Below are 13,023 nucleotides of genomic sequence, written 5' to 3'. Positions count from 1 at the left end.
AAACCGTTTCGTTTTATACGGGCACTTTCATAGTTAACCGCGCTAAAGCGCGATACTTACAGTTAGGGGGAAAAAGACATCATGGCAGCTAATAAAATGCGCTCTGACATGATCAAGAAGGGCTTTGACCGCGCGCCTCACCGCAGCTTGCTCCGCGCGGCGGGCGTGAAAGAGGAGGATTTCGGCAAGCCGTTTATCGCCGTGTGCAACTCATACATCGATATCGTTCCCGGCCACGTCCACCTTCAGGAATTCGGCAAATTGGTCAAGGAGGCCATCCGCGAAGCCGGAGGCGTTCCATTTGAATTCAACACGATCGGCGTCGATGACGGCATCGCCATGGGGCACATCGGCATGCGTTATTCCCTTCCGAGCCGCGAAATCATCGCCGACTCGCTCGAAACCGTCGTCTCTGCACACTGGTTCGACGGCATGGTCTGCATTCCGAACTGTGACAAAATTACGCCGGGCATGCTGATGGGCGCGCTGCGCGTCAACATCCCTACGATCTTCGTCAGCGGTGGTCCGATGAAGGCCGGCGTAGACAGCAAAGGACGCCGCCTGTCCCTGACATCCGTATTCGAAGGCGTCGGTGCCCACCAAGTCGGAAAAATCAGCGACGACGATCTGCTGGAGCTTGAACAATACGGCTGTCCTACCTGCGGTTCCTGTTCGGGCATGTTCACCGCGAACTCCATGAACTGTCTGGCGGAAGCCCTTGGACTGGCAATGCCGGGCAACGGCACGATTCTGGCGGTAGCCGAAGAACGCAGAGAGTTCGTCAAGCAATCTGCACGCCAGCTGATGGAACTCGTGAAGATGGACCTGAAGCCGCGTGACATCGTGACCAGGGAATCCATCGACAACGCCTTTGCGCTCGACATGGCCATGGGCGGCTCCACAAACACCGTGCTTCACACCCTGGCTCTCGCTCAGGAAGCCGGCATCGATTATCCGCTGGAGCGGATCAATGAAGTCGCCAACCGCGTGCCGCATATCTCCAAGCTCGCACCGGCTTCGGATTACTTCATCGAAGACGTTCATACCGCAGGCGGCGTAAGCGCCGTGCTTAACGAGCTGCTCAAGAAGCCGGGCGCATTGTACGGCGACTGCATGACGGTTACCGGCAAGACGCTGGCCGAGAACGTAACCGGCTGCGAAATCCAGGACAAGAACGTCATCCATCCGATCGACCAGCCATACTCCGAGCGTGGAGGCCTGGCGGTCCTCTACGGCAACCTGGCTCCGGAAGGATCCATCATCAAAGTCGGCGCCGTGGATCCATCCGTCGGCGGCTATCATAAAGGTCCTGCCATCTGCTTCGACTCCCAGGAAGAGGCGCTGGAAGGCATCGCAAACGGCAAGGTTAAAGAAGGCCACGTCGTCGTTATTCGTTACGAAGGACCTAAAGGCGGCCCAGGCATGCCGGAAATGCTGGCGCCTACGTCCCAAATCGTCGGCATGGGCCTTGGAGCCAAAGTCGGCCTGATCACGGACGGACGCTTCTCCGGCGCATCCCGCGGGATCAGTATCGGCCACATCTCTCCGGAAGCAGCTGAGGGCGGTCCGATCGCCTTCGTCGAAGACGGAGACATCATCGAGCTCGACCTGAACAACCGTAAAATCGAGCTTCTTGTCAGCGACGAAGTGCTGGCCGAGCGCCGCACCCATTGGAAAGGCTTCGAGCCGAAGGTGAAAACAGGCTATCTCGCCCGTTACTCCAAGCTCGTTACCAACGCCAGCCAAGGCGGCGTCATGAAAATCTAATCCACTCTGCATCGAAATGAGATACATCCGAGGTGCTTCATAAGTCGCTCCGACTTATGAAGCACCTTTTTTATATAAAGCATAAGACTTTAAATAGTAAGGCTGCTTCATTCGGTTTCCGGTTCAACATCAAAAGGGCTGTCTCCAGCTGCGTTCTTTACCACAGCCGGGACAGCCCCGATCCATATTTTCGTATAAGTGCTGTTTGATTTACATAGCAGGCGGCGTGCTGCCGATACCCTGCGACGAAGCAACCAGATTCAGGTCAAGCAGCTCGCCCTTCTTCTCCTCTTGCGGATCGGACGGCTCCTTCACTTGCTGCCGGCGGTGAGATCCGCTCTCGGAAAACCGCTCGATTAGCTGAGCAACAGACATGACCAGCAGTTTCGGAACCATCTGTTCCGCATGGTCCTTCAGCCGTTCCTGTCCGGACGGATTAATGATCCGCAGCAGGAACTTCAAATACATCGTCGTCGATCTAGCGAATAAGCCGTCTTTCAAATCGACGATTTTGAATCCGAAGTTTTTTGGCCCCCGGTTAATCATCGTGATTCCGTATATGGCCTTCGCCTGCTGCAGTTCAGGGTCGCTCAGGATGATCCGGGCCAGTTCCGGGAACTGATCTTCGGTGGCGCGGATCATCTGGATGGCCAGGTGCACCATCGATCTGGACCGGACACCGAGCCGGAACAGCTTCTCGTTATCGAAGTGCAGCTCGATCACTTTATCTCCCTTGGACAGCGTTGCGCCGTCATTCATCTCCACCGTTTGTCCCTTATAGGTGCGCAGCCGGTAATGGATGAACGGATCATAAGGCCGGATTGATTTCAACCGGAACATCGCATGAAACAGCGTTTCCCACAGCAGCCAAACTTTGACCGAAGCCCGTTTCAGCCGCGGCAGCTTTCGCTCCGGCGCTTTCTCCTTCGCTTCGATCATCTCGTCGATCCGGATGGCTTTCATTCCGCGGCGCTCCGCTTCCTCCAGCACCCGCTCCAAAGCAATCAGCATCTGCTGCGGCGCGTCCGGGTTGGCTCCGGCGGTGAGGCCGCAATCATGCAGCAGCATCACTTCTCCGGGCTGAAGCTTGTTCAGCATCCGCTCGGTCAGCCGGTCCGCGCCGATGCGTTCCCGCCAGTCGCCGAACATGGACGACCACAGGACGATCTTGAACTGACTTCGCTTGGCAAAATCGAACAGGTTCACGATTCCCCACGGCGGACGGTAATAAGAACTGCGCTCCCCGGTAATCGTATGAATAACCTTGTCGGTCTTCATAATCTGTTTCTTGACCGTTCCCGGCCGCATGAGCCAGTTCGATTTATGGACATAATTATGAATGCCGATCAGATGACCTTCGTCATAGATTCGCTTGACGATTTCGGGATGCTGCTCCGCGTGCGAGCCGACGACGAAGAAGGTGGCCTTGGCGTTGTATCTTTTCAGCAGGTCCAGCAATTTCGGAGTGTACACCGAATCGGGACCGTCATCGAAGGTCAGCGCGTATTCATGCTCCGTGATCCCTCTGCGAAATACGCGGAAACCGAATATCCGGGTGATCAAGCCGGGAATAAACGCGTAAAACGATGAGATGTAAAATAACCAAAGCAGCAAAGTCTGCATGTCATATCCCCACTTTTCTCTGTATTGACTTTGACTTGCCGAAAGGCATGTGTTATTTGATAACTTTAATTTTCATAGGCACCCTATAAAAATCGCTACCTCTTATTTTATCACAGTGACTGAAGAAATAGGCGTTTTTTTATAAATCGTGTACAATGAAAAATAATCTGTTGTGAAAAGGAGAGATCCGCCCGCGATGCTTCCACTGTACAAAAAATACTGGCGAACCTTTGTGGATATCGGGTTCATCGTACTTACCGTTTTCCTCGTCATGTACATATTCAGCAAGCTGTACCAAATCGCCGCGCCCGTATTTTTATCCTTCGTCGTTTTCTTTATGATCGAACCGCTGGCCAAGTTTTTACACAAGAGGGGCATGCCCAAACCGTTCGCTTCCGCCATTTCCGTACTGGTGTTTATTCTGGTGATCCTGGGGATCCTGTTCGGAGTCGGACTGATCGTCGTTTCCCAGTTCGCCCAGGTCCAAGATAATTTGCCCAAATACACGCATATGATTCAAACGGAATTTACCAAGCTGACGCAATTTCTTCAGGAAAAAATCGCAGCCCTGCCGCCAAATGTCACTGCAAAAATGAACGAGTATTTTACAACGTTAACGGATTATGCCAGCGGGTGGGCCACCGCTTTCTTTAAATATATGGTCGGACTGTTCAGTTCGTTCTCGTCCTTTATGGGCAACTTCGGCATCGCGATCATCCTGGCATTTTTCCTCAGCACCGAAATCGGCAGCTGGAGAAAAGTGATGCGGGACAAGTCGCCGAAGACGCTGAAGAACGCCTATACATTTCTAAAGACATATGTCCTGAAAGCCATCGGCTCCTACATCAAGGCCCAGCTGATCATGGTGCTCATCACCCTCGTGCTCGTATATGCCGGGCTGTTGATTCTGCGCACAGGCAACGAGCTTGCACTAGCCTTGGTTTGTGCCGTATTTGATATTCTGCCGCTCGTCGGGGTTCCGGTTATCCTGATCCCATGGATCATTTATTTGTTTATTGTCGGCAATCTCAGTCTGGCGATCGGCCTTTCCGTCCTTCTCGTCGTGGTGCTTCTCACCCGCCAGCTGCTCGAACCGCGGATTACAGGCAATTCGATCGGCGTGTCGTCGGCATTCCTGATGCTCTCGTTCATGATCATCTCCCTGTCGATCTTTGGCATCGCCGGACTGATCCTCTCTCCCGTGCTGCTGATCCTGATCAAGGAACTGCTCCAGCAGGGATATTTGCAGAGCTGGATCCGCCTTCCGAAGGAAGAGTTCGACGTCTCGCCGTTTGATATGACCACCCGCACGCCGGATGCTACGCCGCCGGATGAGCCGCAAGCAGGTTCATAATGCGTCCGAACAGCACCGTCGCCTGGTTCCGGGAGGACGGCGACATATTTTGATACAGTACTGCAGCCGCGTATTTCGGTTGGTTCACGGGTCCGTACCCGATGAACCACTGATGATTACGCGGCTGCCCGTTTATGGTCACCTGGGCCGTTCCCGATTTGCCGGCAAGCGGCCATGCCGTGCCGCGGATCGACTGACCCGTTCCTTCGGTGACCACCTTCTCCATCCAACCGGTAATCAAATCCGCAGTTGCCGGCTGGACGGTACCAAGGGACGATGGGGCTAAATGGGGCTTCAGCTCTTTCATCAGCTGGCCGTTCGCATACGAGACGCTCTCCAGAATTCGTGGCGCGTGGACTTGTCCCTGCTGAAGAAGCGTCACGATCATGTTGGCGGCCTGCAGCGGGGTCACCTGTACATCGCGCTGACCGATGCCGGTCTGTGCGCGGATCCCCCCGTCCCTGTCGGCCTTATCCGGATCGGCAAAGATTTTTCCGCTGTCCTCATGATCGAACGGGCGCAGAAGAGGCAGGCCAAGGATGTCCTTTTCCTCCCAGCCCACCGTTCTGGCCAGGCCCAGCTTATGAGCGGCCGCTTCGATTTCGCCCGCTGTCAGCCGCTCCGCCAGTTCGGCAAACACGGCGTTGCACGATTCAGCATAAGCCTCAGCGAGGGTAATCACGCCATGCTCTTTGGGGCAGGAAAGTCCATATTTACCGTATGCGCCGGTGCACGTAAAGGTTTCACTCGGAGTAGTGACGCCTGCCTCCAGCGCCGCTGCCGCGATGACCGTTTTGAATATGGAACCAGGCACGGTTACCTGCAAAGCGCGGTTATTCCATGCCCTTTGCTGCGGATGGACGTCCAAGGGATTGTAGAACGGCAGCGATACCATGGCCACCACATCGGCCGTCTGTGCATCAAGGAGGACAACGGCTCCCTCCTTCATCCCCGATTCCTTGGCCAGCTGCTCGATCTGCCGCTGCAGCTCCAGATCCACCGTGGTGCGGAATTTGAGCGGATAATAGGCGTTACCTGGTCCTTTAATCCGGATGCCCGTACCCGGAATGGGCTGATCGCTTCCATCGACGGTATAATAGGCGGTCGTCGGACCCATCCCGCGCAGGAGCGGCTCCAGCGTCTTTTCCAGCCCGGCCGCCCCTTCCTGGAAGGCATACCCCGTGTGGATCAGATGCTTCTGTCCGGGCTGCTCCGTTAAATAGCCGAGCCACTGCATCCCGCTGGAAGCATCCTCATACCGCTTAGTATACGGCAGTACTTCGATGCCGCTGATTCCGGCCGTCCTTACCTGTTTCGCTTCGCTGTCCTTCAACGCCAGCGGATCGCTCTTGCGGGAGTCCGGCCACACGAGAGGGACGCTCAAGTGATCCCATACCTTCAGGAAGGCGGCCTGATCCGTCTTCAGGACCCGGGTGACTGCATTCAGTTTGTCCTTCGCCTCTTGCCGGATGGAACCGGAAACCGGGAACAGCACGGCGGCGGAAACCGTCTTCCCTGTTAAGGGCTCGCCGTTTCTGTCATAAAACTTGCCCCGCCCGGAGTCCAAAACCACGCCGCGCTCCCGCTGCAGCACCGACATTTCCTGCATCGTAAACCGGCTTCCAGGCAGCTCCGACACCCTCATAACGAGCTGGATGTAGGCTAACCTCAATATGAGTACCGTCATCATAAACGAAAGGATGACCAGCACATAGAAAATGCGCTGCTTATGTTTTACGCTCAAGAAGAACCCCTCTTTATGCCTTTTCCACTCAGTATATCCTTCAGCAGGCATGTCCAACCCGCCAAGCTTAGACCAGCCCATTTCCCGGAGAGAATCAGAAAGCCAACGCATCCCCGAGCGGAGGACACGTTGGCTCACTGTGAAAACTGTTTATTGGGTTAGGCACTACACTGCCAACGTTGCTGCATCGAATAAAGCTAAGCTTTGAACATGCTTCCTTATGCTTCCTTATGCTTCCTTATGCTTCCTCTAGTTCAACGTAAACCGGGACAGCGATTCCTTCAGCTGAATCGATACATTTTCCAGCTTGGCGGAGAGCTCAACGAGATGATCCCCTACACTTTGCTGCTCATTGCTGAGCGAGGCGACTTCCTCGGAGGTCGCCGAGGATTCCTCTGCGACCGCGCTGACGTTGCTCATGCCTTCCGAAAGAACGCTGTGCGAATCATGCAGCGCTGATATCGATTCGGTTACGGATTGCAGCCGCTGCGTGAAATCGCCCATCTGCTCCTGAACCGATACGAAAATTTCGTTCGTTTCCTTCACCGCAGTCATTTGGTGCTGGAACAGCGGATAAGCGTCCGACAGCGCTTCGACCGTTTCATTCATCTCGGACATGATTTGACCGGTGATCTGCCCTACCATGTCAATCGATTGTCTGGACTGGTCTGCAAGCTGGCGAATTTCGTCTGCAACGACCATGAAGCCTCGTCCGGCCGCCCCGGCCCGCGCCGCTTCGATCGTTGCGTTCAGGGACAGAATATTCGTCTGCTTCGTAATATTTTGCAGCACGACCAGCACTTTGTTGACAGAGCTTGCCGTCTGCTTCAAGGCATCCACCTTGTGCATCAGCTCACGCGTCATTTCTTCCGTTTGATGCGTTTTGTCCAGCAGCTCGTTCAGCTGTTTGGTTCCGTACTGGCTGGATTGTTCAACATGCCGCGCGGCGCTGCCCATTTCCTCATTGGCCGTGATCACCAATCCCATCTGCTTGGCCATATGCTCGGTCATCTCGTTTCCGCGCTCCGCCTCGGTAGCCAGACTGCTTGCCCCGTTGGCGATTTCCTCGGTCGCAATGGCAATTTCTTTGGCCGAGATCGCCGTCTTCTTGGAAGCATCCGTCAGCTCGCCTGCCGTTTCAAGCACGAGCTGGGCCGTCGTATTCGTCTGCTGAACAAGCTTCGTAATTTGGTCCACCATCAGATTGAAAGCTTGTCCCAGCTGGCCGATTTCATCCTTGGACTTATGCTGTGTCCGCACGTTCAGGTTGCCCTTGGCTCCCTCCAGCATCAGATCCTTCAGCTTGCTGAGCGGAGTTGCGATCATACGGGCCATCCAGAACCCGATCAGGATGGCGACCACGATCGCTCCAACGGCCATTCCCATGGTCAAAACCAGAATTCCCTTAGCATCCTTGACCAGCATTTCGACCGGAACGGTTCCGACCAGCCTCCAACCTGTCGTCTCGAGTGTGTTGTATACGGCAAGGATTTCATTCCCTTCGTTATCCTGCGTTTCCAGGGTCTTGGCCGGTTCTGTCTGGCCCTGCATGAACGAAAGTGTGGCTTTGGTTCCTGCTTCACTGTTCACGGTAGAGGCAACGACTTGACCGTTCGCGTCGCCAACCTGCAGCTTGCTTCCGTCACCCAGGCTGATTCCGTTGAGCTGGTTTTCGATGACGTCGGTCTTAAGCTCCACGATAATGACGTAGGCTCCGCCGCGGGACAAGCTCTGCAGCGAGCGGACCAGCTCAAAGGAAACGCTTCCATCCTTACCCTTTGAAGAAGGAACCCATGATGTCTGATTTGTTTTCTTCGCATTTTTAAACCAGTCGACTTCGCGGATCGTATTGATGTCCAGGCCGCCTGAACCGGAAGAGATGATCCGCTGCGACTCTTCGGGCGGAACCAGATAAATCGCTTTGATCGAAGAGTTGCTGTTCAGCTGGTTTGACAATTTTTTATTGATCTGATCCGTAAGTACGAAATTCTGGTATTCATCCTGCCGGTTCCGTGCCAGCTCGTCGATGACGCTCTGCATTTCCGGATCAAAAAACATCTGCATCGCCATATCTTCATACTGCTTCAGAATGATATCCAATTTTTCCTGAGTTTGCTGGATCGTCTGGCTGTTCGCCAGCGCCGTATTGTTCTTGATGGTGCTTTTGGCTTTGCTATAGGATGTTAGACCCAGGGTCAGCACGATCGCCGCTATCGCCACGAAAAAAATCAGGAACAGCTTCACGCCCACCGACTTGAACGGGTTTAAATTTTGCAGCTGTGCCCCGCTGATGCCCGGCAGGCTGGCGAACCGTGACGGCTTTTTCGGATCTCCCGGCCCTCCTGATGCTGCTGAAGCCTTCCGCTTGCTGCCGCTTCGCTCCTTTGAGCTGGAGCTATTCTGTTTCTGTTTTTCTTCCCCCATATCTTTCTTTCGAATCCATCCCACTCTCACTCACCGCCGTTTCAATTTCTTGCATTACGTCGTATGTAAGTTTAAAAAACGAATGCCTACTTTATTCTTCGACATTTTCCATCTCGAACCTTTGCTTTTTTGGCAATTTTTTTATAACTTTTTTCCTAAACCTCATAATTCTATTGAACTATGCATTGGAATGCCCATTAAAGATGATGAAACAGAGGCTGCCAGAGGCGGAAGACCTTATTATTCGACGAAAACAGTCAAGCCTCTTCTTTCTCTTTCGTATGAGAAAGGAACCATGCGGATGCTGCGTTCTCCTTCCAATTACATATTTTTTACATTTAAAATATTATTTTACAAAATAACATATTTATTTTATGGATAATATGGTATAAATTGTATTACATCAGCTGATAGATTTGGAGATCTCCCAAAATATCGACAAAGGAGCGTGAATTCTTGCGGAGGTTGTTTGCCTTAAGCTGCGGATTTTACCTGCTGATCGGAATCACCAGCGTGGTGCTCGGCGCGATGCTTCCCGTCCTCCTGGCCCATTACCATAAGGATTACGGTGACGGCGGAACGCTGCTCTTCCTGCAGTTTCTCGGTTTTCTCGCCGGAGTTACGGCTTCGCCTTTCATGTCGGCCCAGCTCGGCCGAAAGCGGATGCTTGCTGTTTCCTTGGCCTGCATCATCGCAGCCTGCATTGTCATGGGAAGCCTTCCGTCCTGGACCTGGATCATTCTGATGACCCTGCTCGTCGGTTTCGGTTCCGGCATCATTGAGTCTTCGATCGGCGCGTTTACGATTGAATTTGCCGAAGAACAGAAAGCGGTCGCCATGACCAAGCTCGACGTTTACTTCGGTCTGGGCGCGCTCCTTATTCCCGCGGCGGTCAGCCTGTTTCTTATGATGGACGCCTGGTTCCTCACCTTTTTTACGGTTGCCCTGGTATCGCTGATGCTGTTGATCCTGTGGCTGGCCATGCCGGCAGAGAGCTCCGTACGGCTGGACAAGGCGGTAACCGCTGATTCTCCGGAGAAAAGCCGCTACCGGGGTAGATACGCCGGGCTGCTGGGTATATTCATCATCTTTTTCTTTGTATATATGGGTCTCGAGCTGGGGCTGATGAATTTTCTGCCTTCCATTCTGATCGAGAAGGTGCACGTTAAAGATTCACTCGCTTCCCTTGGCGTCACCATCCTGTGGATTGCTATGGTCATCGGGCGGCTGTTCGTGGGTAGAATCGCGGAAACGGTAAGGTATATCCCGTTTTTGGTCTGGAGCACGGCGGCTACCCTGGCCTTTACGATCGGGTTCGCTCTATGGGCGAACGAATGGACAGCCTACCTGCTCGTCTTTGGAGTCGGCGTCTCGATGTCCGGGCTGTTTTCCATCGCCCTCGTGTATGCCAACGTGCTCATTCCGGGAATGACGGAGACAACCACCAGCATCCTGATCGCATCCGGCGGGATCGGCGGTGCGGTGCTGCAGTATCTGATCGGCTGGTCGATGGATCAATGGTCGGCCGGAATGGCTGTCTGGATCCTTGCCGGATTCAGCTTGATCCTGCTGGCGTCCCTGATCCTGACCAAGCAGCGGCAGTCCAGGAAACATAAGCTGGGAGGCAGCATTATAGGGCACGGCCACGAGGGATGATGGGCCCCTTTTTGGGAAATCCGATGTCCATACGGAAAATACGATATTCTTCTAACAACGTATTATCGTAATCAAAACTAACCTTTGGAGGGAAGACGGATGCAAACCTTAACCACAAACCGTTTCAAGTTTGGAAAAGGGATTACGTTGGTCGATGATGCAGGCACGGAGTATTTGGACGGCGTGTCCGGAACGTTCAATCTTTCGCTCGGCTACAACCATCCGCATGTCGTCGAAAAGGTTCAGGAGCAGGTGGGACGCCTGACTCACATGTCCTCCACTTTTACCGAGCCGTATGTGAACGAAGTGCTCGACCGATTGACCGAGCACGCCCCGAATGGGATCGATACCGGCTGGATGCGGGATATTACCGGCTCCACGGCCAACGAATGCGCGACCAAGATTGCGCAAAAATATACGCAGGCCACCGACATCGTCAGCCTGTTTCTGTCCCATCACGGCCAAACCCAGTTTGCCACCGCCATCTCCGGCAACGCCTTCCGGCGCAAGCACTTCCCCAACTCGACTGCTGCGAACAGCGTACACGTTCCCGCTCCTTACTGCTACCGCTGTCCCTTCAACGCCTCCCGCCCGAACTGCGGTTTTCAATGCATCGAATCGATCCATGACCACCTCGAATACGCAAGCTCCGGATCGGTTGCCTGCATCATCATCGAGCCGATCCTCGGCAACGGAGGGAATATCGTTCCACCCGAAGGATATTTCAAGCTGCTGCGCAAGCTTTGCGACGAACACGGGCTGCTTCTGATCGCCGACGAGGTTCAGACCGGAATCGGGCGGACCGGTTACATGTTCGCCAGCGAACGGTTCGACATTCAGCCGGACATGATCACCCTTGCCAAGGGCCTGGGCGGTATCGGCGTTCCGGTGGCGGCCGTGCTGATGCAATCCCGCCTGGACGTGCTGGAGAAGCACGAGCACTCCTTCACCTCGGGCAGCAATCTGATATCCGTTACAGCAGCCAAGTCCACCCTGGAGGTCGTATCCGAGCCTGGATTTTTGGATGAAGTCAAACTGAAAGGGGAAATACTCGGCGACCTGCTGCATGAGCTTGAGACCAAATACGGCTGCATCGGCGAAGCACGCGGAGTCGGGCTGATGTGGGGTTTGGAAATCGTGGACGAGGACGGGGCACCGGATGTCGCCAAGACTAACGCGGTCATCGATCGCGCCTTTGCCGATCAGCATCTGATCCTTCGCGGGTCCAGATACGGATTCGGAAACGTGGTCAAGGTCAGACCGTCCCTGACCGTAACGACGGATGAGATCGTAACGATCGTGGAAAGACTGGACGCGGTTCTGGCCAGCGTCGGTTAACAGGTCTGCTAATGTTCGCGAAAGTCAAATATCCATATCCAAGGAGGTAATACGTGATGCAGGCATTGGTATACAAATCGGCATGGGACGTAACGCTTGAGGAACGGCCGGAGCCGTCCATTACAGAGGAACATCAGGTTCTCGTCCGCATTCGCGCCACCGGCGTGTGCGGGACCGATCTGGGCATTGTGAGCGGCAAATATCATGCGGTATCTTCCGTCATCCTGGGCCACGAATCGGCAGGAGATGTCGTTAGCGTCGGCAGAGGAGTCACTACGCTGAAGCCAGGCGACCGGGTCGTGATCGACCCGACTTATTACTGCGGGCACTGTGAGATGTGCCGAACCGGCCGGCAAAATCACTGCATCCATAAATCTGTGACGGAAACCGGAGTCAGTGCCAACGGAACCTTTACCGATTATTACGTCACCGAAGACCGCTTTTTATATCCATTAAAAGATCATGTCAGCTACGAGGAGGCCACCTTAACGGAGCCGCTAAGCTGCATCCTGACAGGAATCAACCAAATCCGGCTCCTGCCGAATTTTCGCACGGTTGTTCTCGGAGCCGGGCCCATCGGCATTCTGTACAGCTATGCCCTGGCCTCCAAAGGCGTAACGGGAAGCATTGTGGACATCTCTAAAGAAAGGCTCGCCATCGCCGGGAGTATCGCCCCGGAACGCTGGAGAACTTACGATTCGTTCGAAACGGCCGTAGCAGAGGCTTCATCCGGCGGCGGACAGGTGGATCTTATCGTAGATACGACTGGCGTGGTCGGAACGCAGGTGCTTCCAAGCCTGGCAAACGGCGGTTACCTCATGCTTGTCGGCTTAAGAGACGGCGTCAGCACCTTTAATCCCAAAGAGGTCGTCGACCGGAGCCTCAAAATCATCGGCTCGATCGATTCCCTGGGCACCTTTTCCACCGCCCATTACATGATCGAACGCCAAATTATTCCCGCGCAAAAAATCATAACCCACACCTATCCCTTGGCCCAATACCGGGAAGCATTTCAAGCCCTGGGCTGTGATCTGGACGGGCGTTCGCTGAGCCCTTCGTCCCAGGCGATCAAGGTCATTCTGCAATCGGTCTGATGCCGTTTAGGCGCGAAAAAATA

At 54.3% G+C, this 13,023-nt stretch carries 8 protein-coding genes; 5 read left to right on the top strand and 3 right to left on the bottom strand.

Annotated elements, in window-relative coordinates:
- The first annotated feature begins 81 nt into the window (after positions 1-81).
- Complete coding sequence (ilvD, locus tag C7820_RS00455) at positions 82-1,767, top strand: dihydroxy-acid dehydratase (RefSeq protein ID WP_179232034.1); 1,686 nt, start codon at positions 82-84, stop codon at positions 1,765-1,767.
- Between the two features lie 210 nt (positions 1,768-1,977).
- Here ilvD and C7820_RS00450 read toward each other — a convergent pair whose 3' ends face one another.
- Positions 1,978-3,390: a polysaccharide deacetylase family protein gene (locus tag C7820_RS00450; RefSeq protein ID WP_076169655.1), complete on the bottom strand. Its 1,413-nt coding sequence runs from the start codon at positions 3,388-3,390 to the stop codon at positions 1,978-1,980.
- Positions 3,391-3,586: 196 nt separating this feature from the next.
- On the opposite strand from C7820_RS00450, the gene C7820_RS00445 reads away from it, so the two are divergent.
- A complete protein-coding gene (locus C7820_RS00445) occupies positions 3,587-4,744 on the top strand; it encodes an AI-2E family transporter (RefSeq protein ID WP_076169654.1) in 1,158 nt (385 codons plus the stop codon).
- Here the strand turns inward: C7820_RS00445 and C7820_RS00440 are convergent.
- A complete protein-coding gene (locus C7820_RS00440) occupies positions 4,710-6,488 on the bottom strand; it encodes a peptidoglycan D,D-transpeptidase FtsI family protein (RefSeq protein ID WP_309545728.1) in 1,779 nt (592 codons plus the stop codon). The genes C7820_RS00445 and C7820_RS00440 overlap by 35 nt on opposite strands.
- Positions 6,489-6,737: 249 nt before the next feature.
- A complete protein-coding gene (locus C7820_RS00435; RefSeq protein ID WP_089548314.1) occupies positions 6,738-8,912 on the bottom strand; it encodes a methyl-accepting chemotaxis protein in 2,175 nt (724 codons plus the stop codon).
- Positions 8,913-9,368: 456 nt separating this feature from the next.
- Between C7820_RS00435 and C7820_RS00430 the strand changes: the two genes are divergently transcribed.
- The 3 genes from C7820_RS00430 (at position 9,369) to C7820_RS00420 (ending at position 13,000) form a co-directional block, all read left to right on the top strand.
- A complete protein-coding gene (locus C7820_RS00430; RefSeq protein ID WP_116229391.1) occupies positions 9,369-10,568 on the top strand; it encodes an MFS transporter in 1,200 nt (399 codons plus the stop codon).
- A 99-nt stretch (positions 10,569-10,667) separates the two neighbouring features.
- Positions 10,668-11,906 carry an aspartate aminotransferase family protein gene (locus tag C7820_RS00425; protein WP_116229390.1) on the top strand — a complete coding sequence of 413 codons (1,239 nt, stop codon included), beginning with the start codon at positions 10,668-10,670 and terminating at the stop codon, positions 11,904-11,906.
- Between the two features lie 56 nt (positions 11,907-11,962).
- Positions 11,963-13,000, top strand: a complete 1,038-nt coding sequence (locus tag C7820_RS00420) for a zinc-dependent alcohol dehydrogenase (protein ID WP_105444409.1) — start codon at positions 11,963-11,965, stop codon at positions 12,998-13,000.
- The last annotated feature ends 23 nt before the right edge of the window (positions 13,001-13,023 follow it).

The organism is Paenibacillus sp. VMFN-D1, from assembly GCF_003386155.1.
Taxonomy (GTDB): Bacteria; Bacillota; Bacilli; order Paenibacillales; family Paenibacillaceae; genus Paenibacillus_AQ; species Paenibacillus_AQ favisporus.
Note: the sequence above shows the minus strand (reverse complement) of the source record. Positions and strands in the feature narration are given on the sequence as shown.